At 67.1% G+C, this 23,483-nt stretch carries 25 protein-coding genes; 15 read left to right on the forward strand and 10 right to left on the reverse strand.

Going from position 1 to position 23,483, the window contains the following annotated elements; genetic code table 11:
- The first annotated feature begins 34 nt into the window (after positions 1-34).
- The 10 genes from secY to A5650_RS25130 all read left to right on the forward strand — a co-directional run bounded on the left by secY (position 35) and on the right by A5650_RS25130 (position 9,053).
- The gene (gene secY / locus A5650_RS25085) at positions 35-1,375 is read left to right on the forward strand and encodes a preprotein translocase subunit SecY (protein ID WP_067298467.1); all 1,341 of its coding nucleotides are present in this window, start codon (positions 35-37) and stop codon (positions 1,373-1,375) included.
- Positions 1,372-1,920, forward strand: coding sequence for an adenylate kinase (locus tag A5650_RS25090; RefSeq protein WP_067298468.1), 549 nt, complete (start codon positions 1,372-1,374; stop codon positions 1,918-1,920). The genes secY and A5650_RS25090 overlap by 4 nt, the downstream gene beginning before the upstream one ends.
- 6 nt (positions 1,921-1,926) lie before the next feature.
- Entirely contained in the window at positions 1,927-2,721 is a 795-nt protein-coding gene (gene map, locus A5650_RS25095; protein ID WP_067298469.1) for a type I methionyl aminopeptidase, read from the forward strand.
- 64 nt (positions 2,722-2,785) lie between these two features.
- Positions 2,786-3,301: a sigma-70 family RNA polymerase sigma factor gene (locus A5650_RS25100; RefSeq protein ID WP_067298470.1), complete on the forward strand. Its 516-nt coding sequence runs from the start codon at positions 2,786-2,788 to the stop codon at positions 3,299-3,301.
- Positions 3,298-4,023 carry an anti-sigma factor family protein gene (locus tag A5650_RS25105; protein ID WP_067298471.1) on the forward strand — a complete coding sequence of 242 codons (726 nt, stop codon included), beginning with the start codon at positions 3,298-3,300 and terminating at the stop codon, positions 4,021-4,023. The genes A5650_RS25100 and A5650_RS25105 overlap by 4 nt, the downstream gene beginning before the upstream one ends.
- A 70-nt stretch (positions 4,024-4,093) precedes the next feature.
- Entirely contained in the window at positions 4,094-5,800 is a 1,707-nt protein-coding gene (locus A5650_RS25110) for a thiamine pyrophosphate-binding protein (RefSeq protein WP_067298472.1), read from the forward strand.
- The gene (locus tag A5650_RS25115) at positions 5,781-6,446 is read left to right on the forward strand and encodes a hypothetical protein (RefSeq protein ID WP_067298473.1); all 666 of its coding nucleotides are present in this window, start codon (positions 5,781-5,783) and stop codon (positions 6,444-6,446) included. Before A5650_RS25110 ends, A5650_RS25115 begins: the two co-directional genes overlap by 20 nt.
- Before the next feature lie 4 nt (positions 6,447-6,450).
- Entirely contained in the window at positions 6,451-7,461 is a 1,011-nt protein-coding gene (locus tag A5650_RS25120) for a 3-oxoacyl-ACP synthase III family protein (RefSeq protein ID WP_067298474.1), read from the forward strand.
- Positions 7,461-8,495, forward strand: a complete 1,035-nt coding sequence (locus A5650_RS25125; protein WP_067298536.1) for a pyridoxal phosphate-dependent aminotransferase — start codon at positions 7,461-7,463, stop codon at positions 8,493-8,495. Before A5650_RS25120 ends, A5650_RS25125 begins: the two co-directional genes overlap by 1 nt.
- A gap of 39 nt (positions 8,496-8,534) precedes the next feature.
- A complete protein-coding gene (locus A5650_RS25130; protein ID WP_067298475.1) occupies positions 8,535-9,053 on the forward strand; it encodes a MarR family winged helix-turn-helix transcriptional regulator in 519 nt (172 codons plus the stop codon).
- Positions 9,054-9,148: 95 nt separating this feature from the next.
- On the opposite strand, the gene A5650_RS25135 is transcribed toward A5650_RS25130, so the two are convergent.
- Complete coding sequence (locus tag A5650_RS25135; RefSeq protein ID WP_231992802.1) at positions 9,149-10,102, reverse strand: NmrA/HSCARG family protein; 954 nt, start codon at positions 10,100-10,102, stop codon at positions 9,149-9,151.
- Positions 10,103-10,190: 88 nt separating this feature from the next.
- Between A5650_RS25135 and A5650_RS25140 the strand changes: the two genes are divergently transcribed.
- Complete coding sequence (locus tag A5650_RS25140) at positions 10,191-10,667, forward strand: MarR family winged helix-turn-helix transcriptional regulator (protein ID WP_067298477.1); 477 nt, start codon at positions 10,191-10,193, stop codon at positions 10,665-10,667.
- A 6-nt stretch (positions 10,668-10,673) separates the two neighbouring features.
- On the opposite strand, the gene A5650_RS25145 is transcribed toward A5650_RS25140, so the two are convergent.
- Complete coding sequence (locus tag A5650_RS25145; protein ID WP_067298478.1) at positions 10,674-11,912, reverse strand: GAF domain-containing sensor histidine kinase; 1,239 nt, start codon at positions 11,910-11,912, stop codon at positions 10,674-10,676.
- Positions 11,909-12,571 (reverse strand): response regulator, encoded by a 663-nt coding sequence (locus tag A5650_RS25150; protein WP_067298479.1) that lies wholly within the window; start codon positions 12,569-12,571, stop codon positions 11,909-11,911. Before A5650_RS25150 ends, A5650_RS25145 begins: the two co-directional genes overlap by 4 nt.
- Positions 12,572-12,696: 125 nt before the next feature.
- Here A5650_RS25150 and A5650_RS25155 point away from each other — a divergent pair, with 125 nt between their 5' ends.
- Genes A5650_RS25155 through A5650_RS25165 form a run of 3 tightly spaced genes read left to right on the forward strand, consistent with a single transcriptional unit; the run spans position 12,697 to position 15,483 of the window.
- Positions 12,697-13,497 (forward strand): HAD family hydrolase, encoded by an 801-nt coding sequence (locus A5650_RS25155; protein WP_067298480.1) that lies wholly within the window; start codon positions 12,697-12,699, stop codon positions 13,495-13,497.
- Between the two features lie 56 nt (positions 13,498-13,553).
- The gene (locus A5650_RS25160) at positions 13,554-14,783 is read left to right on the forward strand and encodes a serine hydrolase domain-containing protein (RefSeq protein ID WP_067298481.1); all 1,230 of its coding nucleotides are present in this window, start codon (positions 13,554-13,556) and stop codon (positions 14,781-14,783) included.
- A gap of 13 nt (positions 14,784-14,796) precedes the next feature.
- Positions 14,797-15,483, forward strand: coding sequence for a nitroreductase family protein (locus A5650_RS25165; RefSeq protein ID WP_067298482.1), 687 nt, complete (start codon positions 14,797-14,799; stop codon positions 15,481-15,483).
- On the opposite strand, the gene mmsB is transcribed toward A5650_RS25165, so the two are convergent.
- From mmsB to A5650_RS25190, 5 genes are all read right to left on the reverse strand, one after another.
- A complete protein-coding gene (gene mmsB, locus A5650_RS25170) occupies positions 15,484-16,359 on the reverse strand; it encodes a 3-hydroxyisobutyrate dehydrogenase (RefSeq protein ID WP_067298483.1) in 876 nt (291 codons plus the stop codon).
- 18 nt (positions 16,360-16,377) lie between these two features.
- Positions 16,378-17,556: an acyl-CoA dehydrogenase family protein gene (locus tag A5650_RS25175; RefSeq protein ID WP_067298484.1), complete on the reverse strand. Its 1,179-nt coding sequence runs from the start codon at positions 17,554-17,556 to the stop codon at positions 16,378-16,380.
- A gap of 20 nt (positions 17,557-17,576) precedes the next feature.
- Entirely contained in the window at positions 17,577-19,097 is a 1,521-nt protein-coding gene (locus tag A5650_RS25180; RefSeq protein ID WP_067298485.1) for a CoA-acylating methylmalonate-semialdehyde dehydrogenase, read from the reverse strand.
- A gap of 87 nt (positions 19,098-19,184) precedes the next feature.
- The gene (locus A5650_RS25185) at positions 19,185-20,678 is read right to left on the reverse strand and encodes a catalase (protein WP_067298486.1); all 1,494 of its coding nucleotides are present in this window, start codon (positions 20,676-20,678) and stop codon (positions 19,185-19,187) included.
- A 24-nt stretch (positions 20,679-20,702) separates the two neighbouring features.
- Positions 20,703-21,128, reverse strand: coding sequence for a Fur family transcriptional regulator (locus A5650_RS25190; RefSeq protein ID WP_067298487.1), 426 nt, complete (start codon positions 21,126-21,128; stop codon positions 20,703-20,705).
- A 119-nt stretch (positions 21,129-21,247) separates the two neighbouring features.
- On the opposite strand from A5650_RS25190, the gene A5650_RS25195 reads away from it, so the two are divergent.
- Positions 21,248-21,721 (forward strand): MarR family winged helix-turn-helix transcriptional regulator, encoded by a 474-nt coding sequence (locus A5650_RS25195; RefSeq protein WP_231992803.1) that lies wholly within the window; start codon positions 21,248-21,250, stop codon positions 21,719-21,721.
- Between the two features lie 21 nt (positions 21,722-21,742).
- Here A5650_RS25195 and A5650_RS25200 read toward each other — a convergent pair whose 3' ends face one another.
- Positions 21,743-22,585, reverse strand: a complete 843-nt coding sequence (locus A5650_RS25200) for an LLM class F420-dependent oxidoreductase (protein WP_067298489.1) — start codon at positions 22,583-22,585, stop codon at positions 21,743-21,745.
- Between the two features lie 22 nt (positions 22,586-22,607).
- Positions 22,608-23,453 carry an LLM class F420-dependent oxidoreductase gene (locus A5650_RS25205; protein WP_067298490.1) on the reverse strand — a complete coding sequence of 282 codons (846 nt, stop codon included), beginning with the start codon at positions 23,451-23,453 and terminating at the stop codon, positions 22,608-22,610.
- Positions 23,454-23,483 lie beyond the last annotated feature (30 nt).

The raw sequence follows: 23,483 nt of genomic DNA on the forward strand, positions 1-23,483 counted from the left end.
CCGCGATCAACAGGCCGGCTGCGCAGGAGGAAGAGTGCTTTCGGCTTTCATCTCTTCACTCAGGACGGTCGACCTGAGGCGAAAGATCCTGTTCACCCTGGGCATCGTGATCCTTTACCGGGTCGGTGCCTCGATCCCGTCTCCCGGGGTGAACTACCCGAATGTGCAGCAGTGCGTCGCGGAGGTCACCGGTGGTGAGTCCGGACAGATCTACTCGCTGATCAATTTGTTCTCCGGCGGCGCGCTTCTGCGCCTGTCGGTGTTCGCCGTCGGTGTGATGCCCTACATCACCGCGAGCATCATCGTGCAGCTGTTGACGGTGGTGATCCCGCGGTTCGAGCAGTTGCGTAAGGAAGGCCAGTCCGGCCAGGCCAAGATGACGCAGTACACGCGCTATCTGGCCATTGCGCTCGCGATCCTGCAGAGCACCAGCATTGTGGCGCTCGCCGCGAACGGCGGCCTGCTCCAGGGCTGCTCGCTGGACATCATCCAGGGCCAGCACGAGGGTCTGAACATCTTCACGCTCGTCGTGATGGTGCTCGTGATGACCGCCGGCGCGGCGCTGGTGATGTGGATGGGCGAGCTGGTCACCGAGCGCGGCATCGGCAACGGCATGTCGCTGATCATCTTCGCGAGCATCGCCTCCGCGATTCCGGCCGAGGGCAAGACCATCCTCGACAGCCGCGGCGGCCTTGTCTTCGCCCTGGTCTGCGCGGGCGCGCTGGCGATCATCATCGGCGTGGTGTTCGTGGAGCAGGGCCAGCGTCGGATCCCGGTCCAGTACGCCAAACGGATGGTCGGGCGCAAGATGTACGGCGGCACGTCGACGTATCTGCCGTTGAAGGTCAACCAGGCCGGCGTCATCCCGGTGATCTTCGCCTCGTCGCTGATCTACATCCCGCAGCTCATCACGCAGCTCATCCAGAGCGGGAGCTCAAACCCGAACAGCAACAGCTGGTGGAGCACCTTCGTCGCGAGCTATCTGACTGACCCGAGCAGCCCGGCCTACATCGCGATCTACTTCGGGCTGATCGTGTTCTTCACCTACTTCTACGTGTCCATCACGTTCAACCCCGATGAGCGCGCCGACGAGATGAAGAAGTTCGGCGGCTTCATCCCCGGCATCCGGCCAGGCAAGCCGACCGCGGACTACCTGCGCTACGTGCTGAGCCGGATCACCCTGCCAGGTTCGATCTACCTGGGTCTGATCGCTGTCCTGCCCAACCTGTTCCTCTCCGTCGGGAGCAGCGGGCCGGTGCAGAACCTGCCGTTCGGTGGTGTGGGCGTTCTGATCCTGGTCGGCGTCGGCTTGGATACCGTGAAACAGATCGAAAGCCAGCTGATGCAGCGTAATTACGAAGGGTTCCTGAAGTGAGAGTCGTTCTGCTCGGACCGCCCGGCGCCGGCAAGGGCACACAGGCACAGAAGCTCTCCGAGAAGCTCGGGATCCCGCAGATCTCGACCGGTGACCTCTTCCGCAAGAACATCGGCGACGGCACACCGCTGGGCGTGGAGGCCAAGAGGTACCTCGACGCCGGCGATCTGGTGCCCTCGGAGCTGACCAACAAGCTCGTCGAGGACCGCATCGAACAGGCTGACGCCGTCGACGGGTTCATCCTCGACGGTTACCCGCGCTCCGTGGAGCAGGCCAAGGCCCTCGACGAGATGCTCAAACGCCACAACACCAAGCTCGACGCGGTGCTGGAGTTCAAGGTCTCCGAGGACGAGCTGTTCAAGCGGCTCAAGTCCCGCGGCCGCGAAGACGACACCGAAGACGTGATCCGCAACCGCATGCAGGTCTACCGCGACGAGACCTACCCGCTGTTGGAGTACTACAGCGGCAACAACCTGCAGCAGGTCGACGCGGTCGGCGGCCTGGACGAGGTGTTCGCGCGGGCGCTGCAGGCGCTTGGTAAGTAAACCGGTATGGGCCTGATGGGCCTGCGCGGCCGCAAGGTCGTTCCGCAGCGCACCCCCGGTGAACTCGACGCGATGGCGGTCGCCGGAGCCCTGGTGGCCTCCGCGCTGGCGGCGGTGCGTGAAGCCGCGGCTCCCGGGGTATCGACGCTGGCGCTCGACGAGATCGCCGAGTCGGTGATCCGCGACGGCGGTGGCGTACCGTCCTTCCTCGGTTACCACGGATATCCGGCCAGCATCTGCTCCTCGGTCAATGACCGTGTGGTGCACGGCATTCCGTCCTCCGACGAGACCCTCGCGCCCGGTGACCTGGTGTCCATCGACTGCGGGGCGATCGTCGATGGCTGGCATGGGGATTCGGCGATCACGTTCGGGGTCGGGACGCTGATCCCGGTCGACGAGGCGTTGTCGCAGGCGACCAAGGAGGCCATGGAGGCCGGCGCCGCCGCGATGGTGCCCGGCAACCGGCTCACCGACGTCTCGCACGCCATCGAGACCGCGACGCGCGCCGCCGAGAAACGGTACGGCCGCGCATTCGGCATCGTGGACGGCTACGGCGGCCACGGCATCGGACGTGAGATGCACATGGACCCGTTCCTGCCCAATGAGGGTGCCCCGGGCCGCGGGCCGTACCTGGCGGTCGGCTCGGTGTTGGCCATCGAGCCGATGCTCACGCTCGGCACCACCAAGACGGTGGTCCTCGACGACGAGTGGACCGTCATCACCGCGGACGGCTCGCGCGCTGCGCACTGGGAGCACACGGTGGCCGCCACCGAAGACGGACCGCGCATCCTCACCTGTTAGCGCTGACAAGCGCGAATACTGAACCGGACGACCGCCAACCTCGTGTCTAAAGCGGAGGTTGATATTGGACGACCCGGAAGCGACCGTGATGCGGGTGCTCTACGCGGAGCACGCCGCCGCGATCTGGCGCTATGCGGTGCGGCTGACGGGCGATACGGCCCGGGCGGAGGACGTCGTGCAGGAAACGCTACTGCGGGCGTGGCGGCACCCCGAGGTGACGGCCGACGCCTCGAGGTCGGCGCGGGCGTGGTTGTTCACCGTGGCCCGCAACCTCATCATCGACGAAGCGCGCAGCGCCCGGTTCCGCAGTGAGTCGGGCACCGCCGACATGGAAACAACCGCGGACCGGCCCGGGCCCGACGAGGTGGAGGCTGCGTTGAACCGAATGATGCTCGGCGAAGCCATCGGTGAACTGTCCGAGGAGCATCGCGCGGTCATCAGTCGCGCGTATTACCAGGGCTGGACCACGGCGCAGATCGCGGCCGATCTGCACATCGCGGAAGGAACCGTGAAGTCGCGGCTCCACTACGGGGTGCGTGCGCTCAAGCTTCGGCTGGAGGAGATGGGGGTGACACCGTGACGCCATTCGAACCGGCCGTCGGCCGGACGGGCGACGACCGGTACGTGACATGGGACGCCGCCTACGTTCTGGGATCGCTCTCCGAGGGGGAGCGCCGTGAGTACGAGGCGCATCTGGACGCTTGTGAGCGCTGCGCGGCCGCCGTGGCCGAACTCAGTGGTATACCCGCCTTGCTGAGCACGGTCGAACCCGCAGAGTTCGATGGCCTCGACCCGGTGCGGGCCGAACCGCCCGCCGAACTGCTGACCGGCCTACTCGACACGGTGCGCTCGCGTCGCAGGCGCTCGCGATGGCTGGCCTCGGCCGCCGTCGGTCTGGCCGCCGCGGTGATGGCGATCGGGATCGTGATCGCGGTCCGCCCCGAGGCATTCGGGCTGCAGACCGGCACACCGCCCACGGCCTCGAGTCAGCAACTGGAGATGACCAAGGTGTCCGAGACACCGATCAACGCGACCATCTCGATGACGGGGTACGGCTGGGGCACCCGGATCGACATGGCGTGCACGTACGGCGATTGGGGCCGCCGCGATGCGCCGCCGCAGAATTTGGGGATGGTGGTCGTGGGCCATGACGGCAGCCGCAACCAGGTGGCGACATGGCTGGGGCTCTCCGGTGCGACCGCGTTGCCGAGCGCCACCACGCCGATGCAGATGGACGAAATCGCTGCCGTGCAACTTGTTTCACCCGACTCCGGCAAGGTGCTTCTCGAGCGTTCGCTGTGAATCCGCTGGACCGATGAACTCCACCGGCCCGCGCACCGTGTCACTCGTGAAGTCCGGAAGCAGGTGAGCAATGGGCCATCGGGTCGTCGACCACATCGTCGAGTACCTCGCGGCGATCGGAGTGCGCCACATCTTTGGTGTCGACGGTGCCAACATCGAGGATCTCTACGATGCGGCGTTCTTCCGTTCCGGCATCGACGCCGTGCTCGCCAAACACGAATTCTCCGCCGCCACCATGGCCGACGGCTACAGCCGTAGCGGCTGCGGCATCGGCGTGGTGGCCGCGACGTCGGGTGGCGGCGCGCTGAACACCGTTCCCGCACTGGGCGAGGCCCTCGCGAGCCGAGTTCCCGTGCTGGCCCTGATAGGGCAGTCACCGACCGCGCTCGACGGGCGAGGCGCGTTTCAGGACACCAGTGGCCGCAACGGGGCACTCGACGCGCACGCGCTGTTCTCGGCGGTGTCCGTGCATTGCCGTCGGGTGACTGCGCCCGCCGACATCGTGTGTGCGCTGCCCGCCGCGATCGAGGCCGCACGGACACGGCGGGGGCCGTCGGTCCTCCTGCTGCCCAAAGATATTCAGCAAGGCAAGGTGCCGGCCAACGGCGGCGTGGTGGTCGGTGAGCAGGCGGATGTGCGCTCGGGCGATCCGCGGGTGATCGCGCGGGCGCTGCGCCGGGCCGCGGGGCCGGTCACGATCATCGCGGGTGAACAGGTCGCCCGAGACGATGCACGTGCAGAACTCGAGGCGCTGCGGGCGGTTCTTCGCGCCCGGATCGCCACCGTGCCCGACGCGAAGGATGCGGCGGGCACACCGGGGATGGGTTCGTCGTCGGCGCTGGGCGTGATCGGTGTGATGGGGCGTCCGCACATCGTCTCGGCACTCGCCGGCAGCGCGGTGTGCCTGGTGATCGGCACCAGGATGACGGTGACGGCCCGCGCGGGCCTCGACGACGCACTGGCTTCGGTGCCGGTGTACTCGATCGGTTCCGCGCCACCATATCTCGCGTGCACGCATGTGCACACCGACGATCTTCGTGGCTCGCTGACGACGCTCACCGAAGCGCTGTCGGGTGCGGGCCGTCCTACACACGTGCGGGTGCCCGACACGGTGACGCGGTCCGAGCTGCGGCCGCCTACGCACCGCGGGCCGGGCATCCGCTACCGCGACGCGATGATCGCGCTCGACGCGGCGCTGCCCGACGGCGTGGACATCGTCGTCGACGCAGGCAACATCGGGGCAGCGGCGATCCACCACCTGGCGGCGCGCCGCGACGGTCGCTTCGTCGTCGCGCTCGGCATGGGCGGGATGGGATACAGCTTCGGCGCCGGGATCGGAATGGCGTTCGGTAGGGGCGGACGCACGCTGGTGATCGCCGGCGACGGCAGCTTCCTCATGCACGGCATGGAGATCCACACCGCACGCGAGTACCACCTGCCCGTGACGTTCTGCCTGTTCGACAACCATGCGCACGCGATGTGCGTCACCCGCGAGCAGCGCTTCTATGGAGATCGCTACAGCTACAACCGGTTCGGGCCGAGTCGGCTGGGCGCCGGGCTCGGTGCGATGTTCCCGGGACTCCCGAGCGTCGACGTCGATGACATCGCGTCGCTTCCAGACGCGCTCAGCGCAGCGCTACAGACCGACGGCCCCGCCGTCGTCAGCATCGAATGTTCCGCCGACGAGGTTCCGCCGTTCGCCGCGTTTCTCGACCAGGCCACCACCGAACCGCCTGCTGCAGAGGAGATCTCAAGCCATGTCGCTACCCGCCCTTGACGACATCACGGCCCACCGGGGTACCGCCGAGCCACTGGACGGTCTGATACGCGTCGAAACGTCGCCGCGTGAGAAGGCGACGCCGATCATCATGGAGATGATGCGTTCGGTCTATCCGCACGACTACGTCTACGGCGAGTACTGCACCGTCAACGACTACATCGACTGTCCGCCCGACGAGTTGTTCGCATACCTGTCCGACACCCGGTGTCTCGAGGAATGGACATACAGCCTGCGCGGCTTCGCCCCCACCGAAGAACCTGGACTGTGGGTGGCCTACGACCGGTTGGGTTCGCAGACACAGATTTTCACCCGCACGGTGGCGAACGAAGCCGCCATGACGGTGGATTACCACTGCGCCTGGGATCAGGGCAGGCATCTGTGGATGATCTACCTGATGCGCGTCGTCGACGCACGGGTCGTTCTCGACAAGCCAGGATCGGTGGTGCTGTGGACGAACTGTCATCACCCGTTCTACGACCGAAACCCCTACCCGGAAACGGCCCCGTCCGAGCGGCCGGTCTGGGTCGGTGACTTCTGGGACATGTTCGGGCCCGGCCATCTGCTCGAGTTGCGCAATCTCAAGGCGATCGCCGAGTACCGGCACCGCAACGGCCTTCCCGTGACACCCGAATGGATGAGGTGAACCGATGACCGTCAGCCTTCTCGACGTCTCGACGTATCTGCCCGGCGAACCGATCGGTGCCGAATACTATGCGCAGTTCGCCGAATCCGACGACCTGCGGGACAACCTGATGTTCCGCGCACCGCGATTCCGTCACCACGTCGCCCCCGACGAGACGGCCGTGGACATGGTCGAGCGTGCGGCCGCGGGCTTGATCGAACGTCACGGCCAGGATGCGGTCGCGGGCGCGGACGTGTTGATCACCCACACCCAGATGCCCGATGTGCCGTTCTACGGAGGCGGCGGTGCCATGGCGCACCGTCTCGGCATGAAACCGTCCTGGGTGCTCGATCTGCACAACGGCGGCTGCGCGGCGTTCGTGCTCGGCCTTCAGGTGGCCCGACAACTGTTGTCGTCCGGCGCCGGCCGCACGGCGCTGATCGCCGTCGCGCAGAACGCCGCCGGGCAGGCGTTCGACCAGCCGGGGGTCCGGCGCAAGGCGCAGGCCGCGGTGCCCGGCGACGGTGCGGCCGTCGGCCTCGTCACCGTGTCTGAACAGTCGCCGATACTCGATGTCGAATGCCGCACGTACGGAGAGTTCGCCGGCGATATGACGGTCACCTCCGATCCGCCGCGAAAATGGTGGCAGCCCGGCCCCGGGGAGGGCTACATCGGCTTCACCGAGAGCAAGATCACCAAGGTGCTCGCGCGGGGTAACCGCCAGGTTCCCGAGGTGTCGTACGCCGTGTGCGACCGCATCGGGATCAAGCCACCCGACCTCGATGTGCTCGTCACCAATCAGCCGAATCGCGTGTTTTTGCGCAACTGGCGTGAGGCGCTCGAACTTCCCGCCGACCATCACGTCGACACATTCGACGAGTGCGGCAACCTGTTCGGCGCGGGCATTCCGGTCAATCTGGATCGCGCGATCGGCAGCGGCAAGCTCGAGTCGGGTGGAGTCGTCCTGATGGCCGCGTTCGCTCATGCCGGTGACTTCGCAGGCGCGGCCGCTGTGCGGTGGGGCGGCCGCGGCTGATGGCGTCCCCCAGGCACAGCGGTTCGCATGTCGTCGGCGCGCTACCCACCGCCCTTGACCCAACGGCGTTGTCGCTCAACGAGAATCCCTTTCCGCCGCTGCCCTCCGTGCGATCGGCGTTGACGGCCTCGATCGAGGCGGCCAACCGATATCCGGAGTACCTACCCGAGCGGCTGCGTTCGTTGATCGCCGATCGGATGGGTCTGTGCGACGAGCAGGTCGTCATCGGGGCCGGTGCGACCGGTGTGATCATGCAGGTGCTGCATGCGGTGACGAGCCCCGGTGACACCATGGTGATGGCCTCGCCGACATTCGACGGATATCCGATTTTCGCGCAGATGGCCCGGCTCCGATCCGTCACCGTCCCGCTGGACGCGCACGGTCACCACGATCTCGACGCGATGGCGTCGGCCGCTGCCGATGCCGGCGTCGTGGTGGTGTGCCGTCCGCACAATCCGACGGGGACCATCGAACCCGCCGCCGACCTCGAGCGGTTCCTTCGGGGGGTGTCGCCGGATACCGTGGTGCTCCTCGACGAGGCTTACGTCGAGTTCTTGGCGCCGGAGTGCCGGATAGACGCCGTGGATCTCGTCGCCCGCTACCCCAATGTCGTAGTGCTACGGACGTTCTCGAAGGCGTACGGGTTGGCCGGACTGCGCATCGGTTACGGCTTCTGCTCACCTCGGCTCGCCCGACGGCTGTGGACCATGCAGTTGCCGTTCGGCGTGGCGATCACGGCGTTCGTCGCCGTGGCGGCGTCCTTCGACGCGGAAGCCGAGCTGTACCAACGCATCCGGATGATCACCAGCGAGCGTCGCTACCTGCGCATGCGGCTGCGGTCGATGGGCGTGTACAGCACCGAGAGCAACGCCAACTTCGTGTACGTGCCGGACCGCGGCCGAGATTGGAGAGCGGCATTCGCGTCGATGGGGGTGCGCGTCCGGCAGTACGCCGACGGCGGTGTGCGCATCACCGTGGGCGATCGCCGGTCGACGCGCGCCGTGGTCGCGGCGATGGCTGAAGCGCTGCGCTGAAATCTGCGGACCGCGTCGAGCGATGCGGTATGAAGAGGCGTGGCCCCTGAACCGTCACGACCGCCGAAGGACGACCGTGACCCGATCGCGCTCGCCCGCGCCAATTGGGAGCGCTCCGGCTGGGGGGATGTCGCCGACGGCATGGTCGCGGTGACGTCGGTGATGCGGGCCCACCAGATCCTGCTGGCCCGCGTGGAGAGCGCACTGCGCCCCTACGACCTGAGCTTCTCGCGCTTCGAGCTGCTGAGGTTGCTGGCGTTCACCCGTAACGGCGCACTGCCGATCACCAAGGCGTCCGACCGGCTACAGGTCCACGTCACCAGCGTCACGCACGCCATCCGACGGCTCGAGGCCGACGGTCTGGTCGAGCGGATTCCCCATCCCACCGACGGCCGGACCACGCTGGTGCAGATCACCGGCCTCGGCCGGTCGACGGTCGAGGACGCCACGGTGACGTTGAACAACGAAGTGTTCGCCGACATCGGCATGTCGGCCGCCGAATCGCGGGCGCTGGCCGACTCGATCCAGACGCTGCGCCGCAATTCCGGGGACTTCTAGGTCTAACCCGTCCCCGCCCGGGCAGACGCAAACTTGCCCACCTTCAGCGCGTTTTCGGGCAGCTTTGCGTCTGCTCGCGGTCTCAGGTCACGCGGTCACGCTTTCTGGCGCGCCACCCATTCGCGGAACGACTGCAGATCGGGATTGAGCGTCCGCACGAACTCCAGATCACGCACCGCGATGAACCGTTCGGAATTCTCGGCGTAGTACTGGAACATGTTGGCTATCTCGACCGCACCGGGAAAGCCCAGCGCGCGCAACTCGTCCCAGGACTGAGGACGATAGAGCACCGGTTCGCCGTGCAGCGTCGACAGTTCCGCGGCGAACTGCTCGCCGGTCAACTGGTCACCCGCGATGCTCACCGTCTCGCCGATGAATTCCGCCCCGCGCTTGAAGATGCCCAGCGCGGTGCGGCCGATGTCCTCCACGGCGATCGCGGCCATCGGCCGGTCCGCCATCGGCAACGTGAGCACGAGTTCGCCGCTGTCGGCGCGCATCGGTTGCAGGTCCGCGGTGAACCCCTCGTAGAACCCGGCGGTGCGAAGAAACGTCGTCGGCACACCGAGTTCGGTGAAGAAGCCGTCCGCCTCGGCCTTGGCGTCGAAGTGCGGCACCTTGTAGCGTCCCTCGACGGTGGGCACCCGGTCGTCGTCACCGAAGTGGTCACGGGTGTCCTCGAGCGTCGACCAGACGACGTGTGCCACGCCCGCGGACTTCGCCGCGCGAGCCGCCGTTTCAGCCTGGTGCAGTTCGGATTCCGCGCGGCTGCGTGCAGCCTCCTCCTGCGCCGTCCGGTCCGCCCAGTAGTTCGTGACGACGAACGCCGCCGAGGCGCCGTCGAATGCGCGCTCCAGGCTGGCGGAGTCGTAGAGGTCGGCCTCGACCACTTCCGCGCCGGCGTCGGCCAGTTGTTTGGCCTGTGGCGACCGCGGGTTGCGCGTTATCGCGCGCGCCCGGAACTGCCGGTCCCGATCGGCGAGGATCGCTCGGGCCAGCCCGCCGCCCTGCTTGCCGGTGGCCCCCACCACGGTGATCACTTGCTGCGACATGGTCATCTCCTTTTAGGTTGATACGTCAACCCAACTCAGGGTAGTCCGTCAGGTTGATATGTCAACCCAATCGGGTAGCATCGGAAACATGGCTGGTGAAGGGCGGCTGTCACAGGAAGAACTGGACGCCTGGCGTGCGTTCGTGGCGATGCGGCACGGGCTTGAGCGTCACCTGGTGGCCCACCTGCAGCGGGATTTCGGGTTGTCGGACTCCGATTTCGAGATCCTGGTCAACCTGTCCGAGGCGCCGAAGGGCCGGATGCGAGCGTATGAACTGGGCAGGGCGACCCATTGGGAGAAGACCCGGTTGTCGCATCACCTGCGCCGGATGGAGAAACGCGGGATGATCCGCCGCGAAGACTCAGGGGCCCGCTATCCGGACATCGTGCTGACCGAGACCGGGCGCGACGCGATCAAGGCGTCGGCACCCGCCAACGCGGCGCGGGTACGGGAGTTGTTCATCGACGTGCTCGGCCCGAAACGGCTGGCGGCGCTTCGCGAAATGTCCGAGGACGTGATCGCCACAATCGAGGAGCATCGGGCGAAGGACTGCAGCTTGGAGTGATCGGCCCTAGTCCGGCACCGACGGCAGCGGGATGGTCGCCGTCACCGCGGTGCCCGCGCCCGGGCGCGACCGGATGTTGAGCCGGCCGCCGACGATCTCGGCGCGCTCGGCCATCGACAGCAGGCCGTAGCCGCCCATGTCGTCGCCGCCCAGCGGATGCTCGAAGGTGTCGAAACCGATTCCGTCGTCGACGATCTCGAGACGTGCGACATCGCCACTGTCGCCGGAATCGACGGTGAACATCAGGCGCGCCGACGTCGCTCTGGCGTGTTTGACCACGTTCTGCAGGCACTCCTGGGCGATCCGGTACAGGGCGAGCTCGATGTGGTCGGGCAGCCGCCGCTCGGCGAGGTCTACGTCGATACCGATCTGCGGTATCGACCGGGCGAGGCTGGCCAGACCGCCGGCCAGTCCGAGGTCGTCGAGGACCGGCGGGCGCAACCCGCTGATCGCCGCCCGCGCCTCCTGAAGCGTCAGGTCGACGAGTTCGCGCGCCTTGCCGAGTTGTTCGGCGACGATCGCGGGGTCGTCGGAGCGGGTCGCGGCGTCCAGCCGGTAGGACAGCGTCACCAACCGCTGTGAGATGCCGTCGTGGATATCGCCCGCGAGACGGCGCCTTTCGAGCTCCTGAGCCTCGATCACCTGCTCGACGAAGTTCTCGTGCGCGCGTTCGCGGGCCACCAGCTGCCGGTGCAGCCGAGCCTGGTGCATGGCGCCCGCGATGAGCCTGCCGATCACCACGAGCAGTTCGACGTCGCGGTCGGTGAACTCGCGGCGCTCGACGGTGTGCACGTTGAGCACGCCGACCAGGCCGCCGGGGTCGGTCTCCATCGGCACCGACACCATCGACGTGAAATCCGAACCCCGCAGCGACTGGAACGGCATATAGCGCGGGTCGGACTCCTTGTCCTGCGTGATCACCACGGGTTCGCGGTGGCTCGCCACCCAGCCCGAGATGCCTTGTCCCAGCGGCAGTCTGATCTTGCCGATCTCGGCGTCGAAGGGCGGGGTGGCACCCGCCAGCGTGAGTGAGCGGTCGCTGTCGTCGAGCACGTGGACGAAGCACACATCGCTGGCCGTCGCCGCGGTGATCATCCGCGCGGCCGCCGCGGCCAGCGGTTCGACACCCGGCCCCTTCGATGCCGCCTGGATCAGCTCGCGCAGCAGCGCCAGCTCGCGGTCGGCGGCCAGCGCGTACTGGCTGAGATCGCGCACCGCGTCCGACGAGCCCGGTGCCGTGCTCACTTGAAGATTCCTTCGCGAAGAGCGGTCGCGACGGCGCCCGTACGGTCGTTGACGCCCAGCTTGCGGTAGATCGAGCTGAGGTGCGTCTTGACCGTCTCATCGCCGATCACGAGTTTGGCCGCGATCGCCCGGTTCGACAGCCCGTTGACGACGAGCGAGAGGATCTCGCTTTCGCGCTGGGTCAGGCCCTGGCGCGCACCCGGCCAGAACTCGTCGCGTTGCAGCCGAGCCGCGGTGTCGACGGCTCGGGCCGCCATGCCCGGGTCAATCGCGGTTTCGCCGCGGTGCACGAACTCGAGCTGGCGGACCAGCTCGTCGCTGCTGATGCTCTTGAGTAGATAACCAGACGCCCCCACCCGGAGTGCCTGGAACAGGTACTGCTCGTCGTCGTAGACAGAGAGCATGACAATTTTGCGCCCGGCGTTGCGCTGGCGCAGTTCGGCGCACAGGTCCAGCCCGCTCGCCCCCTGCATCCGCACGTCGCACAGGACGATGTCGGGGTCGAGATCGTCGATCACCGCCACCGCGCGTTCGGCACCCACGGCTTGCCCGACGACCTGCACCCGGTCGGAGAACGCCGCCAGCATGGCCTTGAGGCCCTCGATGACCATCTCGTGGTCGTCGACCAGCACAAGACGCACCGGTGGGCTGCTCGGCATGCCCCCACCTTAGAGGCGTCATTTCCCAGGTGAAGCAGGTTGTCGGTGCGTGGCGGAAGGAATCCGCACCGATGATCCCCCGATTGGGGGAGGCCCACGCGTGTGATGGCGGCCACTCTTGACCTATGCCGACAACGCAGGAGACGACGTGGCGGGCGGGCCGGTTCTGGTGGGACTGCGCGCCTCCCGGTTCGCGCAGTGCGGTGTGTGGTCTGGTGTTCGACCTCGATGCGTTGACCGACATCGAGATCGACGGCCACCGGGTCGCCTACAACGCCGCCTTCGAGGCGCACGGGCTGGGTTTCCAGTGGTCGGTGCCGCGCTACCGGCAGCTGCTCGCGCTGACCGACGAGCGGCAACGGGTCGCGGCCGAACTGCGCAAGCGCTGCGTGGCCACTGAGGCCGATGTGCTGACCAAGCTGCTGGCTGACGAGATCTACAACACCAAGTCCATGCTGTTCGACGAGCTGATCCTCGAGCGGGACCTGGCCCCGCGCGCCGGCCTCGTCGACTTCGTGATGGACGCCGTCGGCGGCGGTGCGCAGGTGGCCGTGGTGGTGAACGGCCAGCGCGGCTGGGCCGAGCCGCTGGTGCGCCAGCTGGTCGGCGAGGGCCTCGTCGAGGTCGTGGTCGCCGCCGAGGACGTCGTGAAACCGGTGCCCGATGCGGAGGCGCACCGGCACGCGCTGTGGGAGCTCGGCCTCTCCGCTAACGAGGCGTTCGCGATCACCGGCTCGGCGTCGGGACTGCGGGCCGCGAACGCCGCCGGGATGCCGACCCTGGTGATCACGGGGGAAGGCACGCCCGAGATCCCGGCTGCGGTCGCGGTGCGGCCGGACTTCGCCGGCGCCGATCCGTTGCGGTTCGCCGATTGCCAGCGCCTGCACGCCAACTGGTCGCGCGGCCGCAAGCAGACGGCCGCCTAGCCGCAGCATTCGCCGAAAGGCCGCTCCGCTCGGCGCGGTCGCTCTACCATCGCGCGATGGCTCAGAAGACCAGAATCTCGCCCGACCTGATCGGCGGTGACGTCGACGAGGGCTACGGAAAGGTCGCCGACGCATTCCGCCGCAACCTGAGCAGCGGACGTGAAATCGGTGCTGCGGTGGCGGCGTACCGCGACGGTCGCAAGGTGGTGGACCTATGGGGCGGCTACCGCGATGCGTCCACGCAGTCGCCGTGGCGGGGCGATACGCTCGTCAACGTCTTCTCGACGACGAAAGGTGTTGCCTCCCTTGCGGTGGCGGTCGCTGCCTCGCGCGGTCTCCTCGACTACGACACGAAGGTCGCCGAGTACTGGCCTGACTTCGCCCAGGCGGGCAAGGCCGACATCACCGTTCGCCAGTTGCTGAGCCACCAGGCCGGTCTGGTCGCCATCGATCCTCCGCTCACGCTTTCGGAGATCAACGACCCAGAGGTCATGACGGCGCGAATCGCGAAGCTGGCTCCCGCATGGCCGCCCGGCGCCCGCCACGGGTATCACGCTGTGACCCTCGGGTGGTACGAGTCCGCGTTGATCCGCCAGGTCGATCCGCAGCGGCGGACAGTGGGCCGGTTTCTCGCCGACGAGATCGCCGCGCCGCTCGACCTCGATCTGTTCATCGGGGTCCCTGCATCCGTGGACCGCGAGCGCATCGCCCGCCTCAAGGCGCTGTCCCGGTTGGATCTGTTGTTCCACATGAACACGATGCCGCCGATGTTCGCGCTGGCGATGATGAACAAGGCCAGCCTCGTAGCGCGGGCCTTCGTGCTGGCCCAGGGGGTGGTCGAGGCCGAGGCGCTCAACCGCGACGAGTGCCGCGTCGTCGAGATGCCCGCAGTCAACGGCACGACCACAGCACGGGCCGTCGCCAAACTGTACGGCGCCGCGGCCACCGGCGCTCCCGAGCTGGGTCTTACGCGCGCAGTGCGTGACGCTTTGGAGGCGCCCGCCGCGGCGCCGAGCAAGGGTGTGCGGGACAGGATCATGCATACCGACACGTCGTACTCGCTGGGCTTCGGCAAGCCGACGTCGACGTTCGTGTTCGGTTCGTCGGACAAGGCTTTCGGATGGCCTGGCGCGGGAGGGTCGTTCGGCTTCGCCGATCCGGACACCGGCACCGGCTACGGCTACGTGATGAACAAGATGGGCTTTCATCTCTTCAGCGACCCCCGGGAACTCGCGCTTCGCCAAGCCCTGTTCCGCGGCGTTCTCGGTGCCCGAACTCAACGCTGAGTAGTTTCGACTCATGGCTGAGATCCCCACCACCGAAGAAGCCCTCGCCCGCCTCGACATGCCGCTGGTCGAGGCGATGATGACCCAACGTGCCGTGCGCCGCGTCCTGCCCGACCCCGTCGACGACGCGGTCGTGCTGAAGTGCATCGAATTGGCGCTCCGAGCGCCCACCGGATCGAACGGCCAGAACTGGGAATTCATCGTGGTCAAGGACCAGGCCGTCAAGGATCAGCTCGGCAAGCGGTATCGGCAGGCGTGGTCGCTCTACGGCGGGATCGGCCGGCGCGTCGCCGCAGGCGACGAATCGATGCAGAAGATCCTGCGGGCCGTGCAGTGGCAGGTGGACCACTTCAGCGAGATTCCGGTTTTGGTCGTGCCGTGTCTACGCGGCGGCATGCGGTTGCCGTACATGCCGTCACCGTTCGTGGGTGAGTCGTCGTTCTTCGGATCGATCTATCCCAGCGTGCAGAACCTGCTGCTCGCCGCGCGGGCGATGGGGCTCGGCGCGTCGCTGATCACCCTGCCGCTGTGGAGCGTCACCTCCGCCCGGCGCACCCTGGGGTTGCCCCTGACGGTGACGCCGGTGTGCGTCGTGCCCATGGGCTGGCCGCGTGGACGGTACGGGCCCACCACCCGCAGGCCGGTCGGGCAGGTCGCCCACCTCGACCGGTACGGCGAGCGCGCCTGGGCCGACCGGTGATCAGTTGCCGCGCAGCAGCTCGATCACGGCGCTGAAGTCCTTGTCCGCATGGTCGGCGGCGAACTTCTTGTAGATCTCGGCGGCGTGGCTGCCCAGCGGCGCGTTCGAACCCGTCGACTCGACGGCTGCCATAGCCAGCCCGAGGTCCTTGTTCATCAACGCGGTGGCGAAGCCTGGCTTGAAATCGTTGTTGGCCGGCGACGTCGGAACCGGTCCCGGGACAGGGCAATTGGTGTGCACCGACCAGCAGTTGCCGGTGGCGCCGGTGATCACGTCGAACAGTGACTGCGCCGACAGGCCGAGCTTCTCGGCCAGCACGAAGGCCTCGCCGATCGCAATCTGCTGCACCGCGAGCACCATGTTGTTGCACAGCTTGGCCGCTTGGCCGGTGCCCGACGGCCCGCAGTGGATGACCTTGCCCGCCAGAGGCTCCAGCACGGGCCGGGCGCGCTCGACGGCGGAATCCTCACCGCCGACCATGAACGCGAGCGTGCCTGCGGTCGCGCCCTTCACCCCGCCGGACACCGGGGCATCGAGTTGCGCGAAGCCACGCTCGAGCGCCTGCCGGTGAATGAACCGCGCATCGTCGACCGAGATCGTCGAGGTGTCGATGAACAGTGCGCCGGACTTGGCGGCGGGTAGAACCTCGGCGTAGCACGCTTTCACGATGTCGCCGTTGGGCAGCGAGGTGATCACGACCTCGGCATCGGTGACCGCCTCAGCGCCGCTGTCGATCACCGACACGCCCCGCTCGGCCGCGGCCGATTTCAGTGCGGGCACGGGATCGAACCCGCGGACCGTGTGGCCGGCCGCGACCAAGTTGGCCGCCATCGGACCACCCATGTTGCCCAGCCCCAGGAACGCGATCGTCGTCATTCACAAGCCCTTTCAGCGTTATGTGGACGCCCGCACCTTGGCGGCCTGCGACCGCCCGATGACCACGCGCATGATTTCGTTGGTCCCCTCCAGGATCCGGTGCACCCGCAAATCGCGGACGATCTTCTCCAAGCCGTACTCGTTGAGATAGCCGTAGCCGCCGTGCAACTGCAGCGCCTGGTCGGCGACGGTGAAGCAGGACTCGGTGACGTAAAGCTTCGCCATCGCGCACAGTTCGACCTTGTCCGGATGGTCCTCGTCCAACGCGGTGGCCGCCCGCCACAACAGGTTTCGGGACGTCTCCAATGCGGTGACCATATCGGCGAGCGTGAACCGAATGGTGGGCTCGTCGAGCAGCGCGCCGCCGAACGCCTCGCGGTCGCGGACGTAGGCGATGGCCTTGTCGTAGGCGGCTTGGGCGCCGCCGAGCGAGCACGCAGCGATGTTGATCCGGCCGCCGTTGAGCCCGTTCATCGCGATGCCGAAGCCGGTGCCCTCACCGTCGGCGCCGCCGAGCATGGCCTCGGCTGGCACCCGCACCCCCTCGAAGATCACCTGGGCGGTGGGCTGGGCGTGCCAGCCCATCTTCTCCTCGTCAGCTCCGAAAGTCAGCCCCGGCGTGCCCTTTTCGACAATGAACGTCGAGATGCCCTTTGATTTCGGCTGCGCACCGTCGCCGCCGGTGCGCGCCATCACCACGTACAGGTCGGAGGCTCCGGCGCCGGAGATGAACTGCTTGACCCCGTCGAGCACATAATGGTCGCCGTCGCGAACAGCCTTGGTGCGCAACGCGCTCGCATCCGAGCCCGCACCGGGTTCGGTCAGGCAGTAGCTGGCGATCAGCTCCATCGATGCCAGTCTCGGCACCAGGCTCTTGCGCTGTTCGGGGGTGCCGTAGGTGTCGACCATCCACGTGCACATGTTGTGAATGGACAAGAACGCCGCCACCGTTGGATCCGCCGTCGCGAGTTGCTCGAAGATCCGCACGCCGTCCAGCCGGCGCAACCCGCTGCCGCCGACATCCTCGTTGCAGTACACCGCTGCCATTCCCAGCTCAGCAGCCTCACGCAGCACGTCGGTGGGGAAGTGGTGCGTCTTGTCCCACTCCAACGCGAACGGCGCAAGCCGCTTCTCGGCGAACGCGGCTGCCGTCTCGGCGATCACCCGCTCGTCGTCGTCGAGCCCGAAATAGTGCATGTTGCCGGTGGTCTCGTGCGCTACTTCATCGTCGGCAGGACGAACTCCGCGCCGTCCTTGATGCCGGACGGCCACCGCTGCGTGACGGTCTTGGTCTTGGTGTAGAACAGGATCGAATGCGGACCGTGCTGGTTGAGGTCCCCGAAACCGGACCGTTTCCAACCGCCAAAGGTGTGATAGGCCACCGGCACCGGGATCGGAACGTTGACGCCGACCATGCCGACCTGGACGCGTGAGACGAAGTCGCGGGCCGCGTCGCCGTCGCGGGTGAAGATCGCGACGCCGTTGCCGTACTCGTGCTCCGAAGGCAGTGCGAGCGCCTCTTCGTAGTCCTTGGCGCGCACGATGCACAACACCGGCCCGAAGATCTCATCGGTGTAGACCGACATGTCGGTGGTGACGTGGTCGAACAGGGTGGGGCCGATGAACCAGCCGTTCTCCAGGCTGTCGTCACCGAATTGCAGTTCGTCACTGGTGCGCTCACGGCCGTCGACCACGATTTCGGCGCCCGCCTCGACCCCGGCGTCGATGTAGCCGCGCACCCGCTGAAGCGCCGCTTCGGTCACCAGCGGCCCGTAATCGGCCTTGGGATCGAGGCTGTGGCCCACCCGCAGGTTGTTGATCCGCTCGACGAGCCTGGCCCGCAAGCGATCTGCGGTCTCGTCGCCGACAGGTACCGCGACACTGATCGCCATGCAGCGCTCACCCGCACTGCCGTAGCCGGCGCCGATCAGCGCGTCGACGGCCTGGTCGAGATCGGCATCGGGCATCACGATCATGTGGTTCTTGGCGCCGCCGAAGCACTGCGCGCGCTTCCCGTTTGCCGTCGCGCCCGCATAGATGTACTGGGCGATGTCGGAGCTGCCGACGAAGCCGACGGCCTGAATCACCGGGTGTTCGAGGATGGCGTCGACGGCTTCCTTGTCACCCTGCACGACCTGGAAGACGCCGGAAGGCAGGCCCGCCTCGAGGAACAGCTCGGCCAGGCGGAGCGGCACCGAGGGGTCCCGCTCGGACGGTTTGAGGATGAAAGCGTTGCCGCACGCCAACGCGGGACCGGCTTTCCACAACGGGATCATCGCCGGGAAGTTGAACGGCGTGATGCCCGCGACGACACCGAGCGGCTGACGCAGCGAGTAGACGTCGATGCCGGGGCCGGCGCCCTCGGTGTACTCACCCTTGAGCAGGTGCGGGATGCCGACGCTGAACTCGATGACCTCCAGGCCGCGCTGGATGTCGCCGAGGGAGTCGGCGTGGGTCTTTCCGTGCTCGAGAGACAGCAGTCGAGCGAGCTCGTCGGCGTTCTGGTTGACCAGATCGATGAACTTCATCAGCACGCGCGCGCGGCGCTGGGGGTTCCACGCCGCCCATTCCTTTTGCGCCTTGGCCGCGCCGGCCACCGCCGCATCGACGTCGGCCGTCGAGGCCATCGACACCTGCGCCTGCACTTCACCGGTGCTGGGGTTGAAGATGTCGGCGGTGCGGCTCGACTGTCCGTTCGTGCGCTTGCCGTCGATGAAATGCGGAACCTGGGTGGTCATGAGCGTGCCCCTCACTACTAGATAGTTGGATATCCTAGTAATGCCTTGGCAGGCGACGCAAGAGTCGACGCCGGCGCGGTTTCGTGACTAGGCCTCGCCCATGCCGTCCACCGGTTCGGCCTGTCCACCTGCGCGGACGGCCTTCTCGATGCGAGCGCCGAAATCGGCGTCGACGTTGCGCCAGTACTGCAGCGCCCGATCCAGGACGTCGCCGCTGACGCCGCCGAGCAGGGCCCCGGAGATCGTCTCGACCGCAGCGCTGCGCTGCGGGTCGTCCCAGACGTTCCGCACCAGCGTGCCGGCCTGTCCGAAGTCGTCGTCCTCGGAGTGCAGGGCGTACGCCGCGCGCAGCAACTCGCCGTCCGCCTCCCAGCCGTCCTCCGCCGGGCCGGTGGTATCGGCCCAGGGGCGACCGGTGCTGTTGGGTGCATAGACCGCGGAGGCGCCGGAGTGGTGGTAGGTCATCTGCCCGTCGAACAGATAGGTGTTCATTTCGACGCCCTCGCGGGGCTGGTTGACCGGCAGCTGGTGGAAGTTGGTTCCGATGCGGTTGCGTTGCGCGTCGTTGTAGGCGAAGGCGCGGCCCAGCAACATCTTGTCCGGGGACAATCCGGTGCCCGGCACGGTGTTGCCGGGGGAGAATGCGGCCTGCTCGATCTGGGCGAAGAAGTTCTCCGGGTTGCGGTTGAGCGTGTAGATGCCGACCGGGATCAACGGATAGTCCGCGTGCGGCCAGACCTTGGTCAGGTCAAAAGGATTGAACCGATAGTCCGCGGCCTCGGCGTAGGGCATCACCTGCACCGAGAGGCGCCAACTCGGATGGTCACCGCGGGCGATGGCCTCGAAGAGGTCGCGCCGATGGAAGTCGGCGTCCTCACCGGCCATCGTCGCGGCTTCGGCGTTGGTGAGAAATTCCATGCCCTGGTGGGTGTGGAAGTGGTACTTCACCCAGAATCTCTCGCCGCCTCCGTTGACCCACATGTACGTATGCGAGCCGTAGCCGTTCATGTGCCGCCAGGTCCTCGGTAAGCCCCGTTGCCCCATCAGGTAGGTGACCTGGTGCGCCGACTCCGGGTTCAGAGTCCAGAAATCCCACTGCATTTGCGCCGAGCGCAGCCCGGAGTCGGGTAGCCGCTTCTGGCTTCTGATGAAGTGGGGGAACTTGATCGGGTCGCGCAGGAAGAAGATCGGGGTGTTGTTGCCGACGATGTCGTAGTTGCCCTCGGAGGTGTAGAACTTCATCGCATAACCGCGAACGTCGCGCCAGGTATCCGGACTGCCCTGTTCGCCGGCGACGGTGGAAAAGCGCACGAGCAAGTCGGTTTCGGCGCCCCTTTGAAACAGCGCCGCCTTCGTGTACTGGCTGACATCTTCGGTCACCTTCAGGACGCCGAACGCGCCGGAGCCCTTCGCGTGGGGGCTGCGTTCGGGCACGCGTTCACGGTTGAAGTGCGCCATCTGCTCCAGGAAGTGCACGTCGTGCAGGACGATCGGGCCGCCTGCGCCGACCGTCAACGAGTTGCGGTCGCTGAGGGCGGGGGCGCCGGATCCGGTGGTCGAGCCGGAGGGTGATGTGGTCATGCCGATCTCCAATCGCGTGGGCTGTTAATTCTTAGGGCTGGCTTGGCATTCGGGGCAGATGCCCCAGAACGTCACTTCGGCTTGCTTGATCAGGTAGCCCGACTCTTCGTCAGGTCGCAGGCAGGGTTTCTCGCCGGTCGCGCATTCGACATCGACGATCTCGCCGCAGGACCGACAGACGAGATGGTGGTGGTTGTCTCCGGTCTCGAGCTCGAAGCGGGCCGGCGAGCCGGCCGGGTCGATACGCCGCAACAGGCCGGCGTCCGTCAACGCATACAACACGTCGTAGACCGCCTGCGTCGATAGCGATCCGATGCGCTTGCGCGCACCCGCGGTGATGGCCTCCACGTCGGCGTGCGGTTGCTCGCTCACCTCGGCCAGCACCGCCAGACGCGGTTTCGTCACCCGCAATCCCGACAGTCGCAGGCGGCTCTGCCAGAGGGTCACCATGCACCACCCCTGAAGATTGGATCGACTCAAGTGCCACTCTGCTACGTCGTCTTGCATAGTGCAAGTGTTGCTCTAAGCAATAGATGGCCGGCGGGCTTGCGTCATGCGATACTTGGCGCGTGCCCAGGCAGAAGGCGGACGTAACCAAGACGCCGGTGGACGAGCTCGTGGCGTTCGAGGTCGCGACGGCGGACCTGGTCGGGGTCGCACTGCGCAGCGTGGACCGAGTGGACGTGTCGCTGCCCCAGTTTCGGTTACTGCTCGTGCTGGCGCAGTCTGGGCCGTCGACATCGTCGGCCTGTGCCGCTGCGCTCGGCGTGGTCGGCTCTTCGGTGACCCGCCTGGCCGACCGGTTGCACGCCCGCGGCTACCTGATGCGCGGCGGGGATCCCGCCAACCGCAGTGTCGTGACCCTCGAACTGACGGACAAGGGCCGCGACGTTGTCCGGCAGGTGACGGCGTACCGCCGTCGTGAGCTGCGGCGGGTGCTGGACCGCATTGCCGCCGCCGATCGTGCCGCCTGCGCCACCGTGCTGCGCACCCTCCACGAGCGCTTCGCCAACGACGACCGATACAACGCGCGACCGTTCTGACTCAGCGGAACGCCGCGACGGTCAGCCCTTCAGACCGAGCGGGCCCGCCAATTCGGTAAGGGTGGGGATCAAAACGTCCCAGCCGCCGAGCACCTGGATCGCGACATGATCGGCGCCGGCATCGAGATGCTCGTTGAGCCGCGCGGCAATCGAATCGGGCGTGCCGTGCGCGACGAGCGCGTCGATCAACCGGTCGCTTCCGGGCTTCTCGACGTCGTCATCGGTGAACCCCAAGCGCTTCCAGTTGTTCAGGTAGTTCGACAGGTTCAGGTAGAAATCGATTGTCTGCCTGCCGATCTCCCGCGACGCCTCGGCGTCGCGGGCGAGCACGACTTTGTGTTCGGGTGCGATGAACACCGTGGGCCCGAGCAGGTTTCGCGACTCCCCGGTGTGCTGCGGGGTGGTGAGGTAAGGGTGCGCCCCCGCGCTGCGCTGCGCCGAGAGCTTCAGCACCTTGGGCCCGAGCGCCGCGACCACCCGGCGACTGGTGGGCACCTTCTTCGCGTCCAACGCGTCGAGGTATTCGACGAGCACGTCGTACGGCTTGCGGTACTCCTCGGTGTGTTCGGGGTGGCCAATACCGATGCCCAGCAGAAAGCGGCCCGGATAGGCGTCCTCGACGCGGTGATACGCCTCGGCGACCTCGTCTGCCGGCGCCGTCCACACGTTGACGATCCCGGTGGCGACCGAGAGGTTCTCGGTGCGCTCGAGGATGGGCTCGACGTATTCGAGGTCGCCGGCAGGGGATCCGCCGATCCACACCGCGCCATACCCGAGTTTCTCGATCTCCACGGCCTGCTCGGGCGTGGGCGCCCCGAACGTCCAGACACCGTAGCGGCCGAGGTTGGGCTTGAGCTCAGTCATGCGGATCCCTTCGGTGGTGACGTCACTTCAAGCCGAGCGGACCGGCCAACTGCGCCAACGCGTCCACCAGCTTGTCCGGTCCGGTGAGCACCTGCACGGGCACGTGGTCGGCGCCCGCCGCGTGATGCTCCTCGAGTCGTCCGGCTATGGCCTCGACGGTGCCATACGCCACCACGGCGTCGACAAGCCGGTCACCGCCCGGCTTGGCGACCTCGTCGTCGGTGAATCCGAGGCGCTTCCAGTTGTTGAGGTAGTTGCGCAGATTGAGGTAGATGTCGAGCGCCTTGCGACCGACCGCACGGGCCTGCTCGGGGTCGGTCGTCAGCACCACCTTGTGTTCCGGCGCGAGGAACGCATCCGCTCCGATGATTTTGCGTGCCTCGGCGGTGTGTTCGGGCGTCGTCAGGTACGGATGCGCGCCGGCGGAGCGTTCCGCGGACAGCTTGAGCACCCGCGGACCGAGCGCGGCGACCACCCGTCGGTCCTTCGGCACCCCGAACTCGTCGAGCTTGTCGAGGTAGTCGGTGAGCGCGTCATACGGCTTGCGGTACTCGGTGTGAGCCTCGGGGTGGCCGACGCCGATGCCCAGCAGGAAGCGTCCGGGGTAGGCCTTCTCGATGCGGTGGAACGACTCGCTGACCGGACCGGCTTCGGCGGTCCAGATGTTGACGATGCCGGTGGCGAGCTTGAGGTTGGTGGTCGCTTCGAGAATCGGTTCCACCCAGTCCAACTCGGCCGCGGGGGAGCCACCCGCCCAGATCGCGCCGTATCCGAGGTCATCGATCGCACGCAGCTGCTCAGGGGCCACTCGCTGCCACATGGAGTAGTGGCCGAACGCGCCGTAGGAACCGAGATCGGGTTTCGTCATGTTCGCTCCAACTTCTCGGTGCCGACGGCG

Source organism: Mycobacterium sp. 1164985.4 (assembly GCF_001668575.1).
Taxonomy (GTDB): domain Bacteria; phylum Actinomycetota; class Actinomycetes; order Mycobacteriales; family Mycobacteriaceae; genus Mycobacterium.

Excerpts from the sequence above, each read along its gene's own strand:
- A5650_RS25175 (WP_067298484.1), bottom strand. The coding sequence starts at position 17,556 with ATGCACTATTTCGGGCTCGACGACGACGAGCGGGTGATCGCCGAGACG.
- A5650_RS25180 (WP_067298485.1), bottom strand. The coding sequence starts at position 19,097 with ATGACCACCCAGGTTCCGCATTTCATCGACGGCAAGCGCACGAACGGA.
- A5650_RS25165 (WP_067298482.1), top strand. The coding sequence starts at position 14,797 with ATGGCTGAGATCCCCACCACCGAAGAAGCCCTCGCCCGCCTCGACATG.
- A5650_RS25110 (WP_067298472.1), top strand. The coding sequence starts at position 4,094 with ATGGGCCATCGGGTCGTCGACCACATCGTCGAGTACCTCGCGGCGATC.
- A5650_RS25115 (WP_067298473.1), top strand. The coding sequence starts at position 5,781 with ATGTCGCTACCCGCCCTTGACGACATCACGGCCCACCGGGGTACCGCC.
- A5650_RS25125 (WP_067298536.1), top strand. The coding sequence starts at position 7,461 with ATGGCGTCCCCCAGGCACAGCGGTTCGCATGTCGTCGGCGCGCTACCC.
- map (WP_067298469.1), top strand. The coding sequence starts at position 1,927 with ATGGGCCTGATGGGCCTGCGCGGCCGCAAGGTCGTTCCGCAGCGCACC.
- A5650_RS25160 (WP_067298481.1), top strand. The coding sequence starts at position 13,554 with ATGGCTCAGAAGACCAGAATCTCGCCCGACCTGATCGGCGGTGACGTC.
- A5650_RS25135 (WP_231992802.1), bottom strand. The coding sequence starts at position 10,102 with ATGTCGCAGCAAGTGATCACCGTGGTGGGGGCCACCGGCAAGCAGGGC.
- A5650_RS25150 (WP_067298479.1), bottom strand. The coding sequence starts at position 12,571 with ATGCCGAGCAGCCCACCGGTGCGTCTTGTGCTGGTCGACGACCACGAG.
- A5650_RS25200 (WP_067298489.1), bottom strand. The coding sequence starts at position 22,585 with ATGACTGAGCTCAAGCCCAACCTCGGCCGCTACGGTGTCTGGACGTTC.
- A5650_RS25190 (WP_067298487.1), bottom strand. The coding sequence starts at position 21,128 with ATGGTGACCCTCTGGCAGAGCCGCCTGCGACTGTCGGGATTGCGGGTG.
- A5650_RS25120 (WP_067298474.1), top strand. The coding sequence starts at position 6,451 with ATGACCGTCAGCCTTCTCGACGTCTCGACGTATCTGCCCGGCGAACCG.
- A5650_RS25140 (WP_067298477.1), top strand. The coding sequence starts at position 10,191 with ATGGCTGGTGAAGGGCGGCTGTCACAGGAAGAACTGGACGCCTGGCGT.
- A5650_RS25205 (WP_067298490.1), bottom strand. The coding sequence starts at position 23,453 with ATGACGAAACCCGATCTCGGTTCCTACGGCGCGTTCGGCCACTACTCC.
- A5650_RS25185 (WP_067298486.1), bottom strand. The coding sequence starts at position 20,678 with ATGACCACATCACCCTCCGGCTCGACCACCGGATCCGGCGCCCCCGCC.
- A5650_RS25155 (WP_067298480.1), top strand. The coding sequence starts at position 12,697 with ATGCCGACAACGCAGGAGACGACGTGGCGGGCGGGCCGGTTCTGGTGG.
- mmsB (WP_067298483.1), bottom strand. The coding sequence starts at position 16,359 with ATGACGACGATCGCGTTCCTGGGGCTGGGCAACATGGGTGGTCCGATG.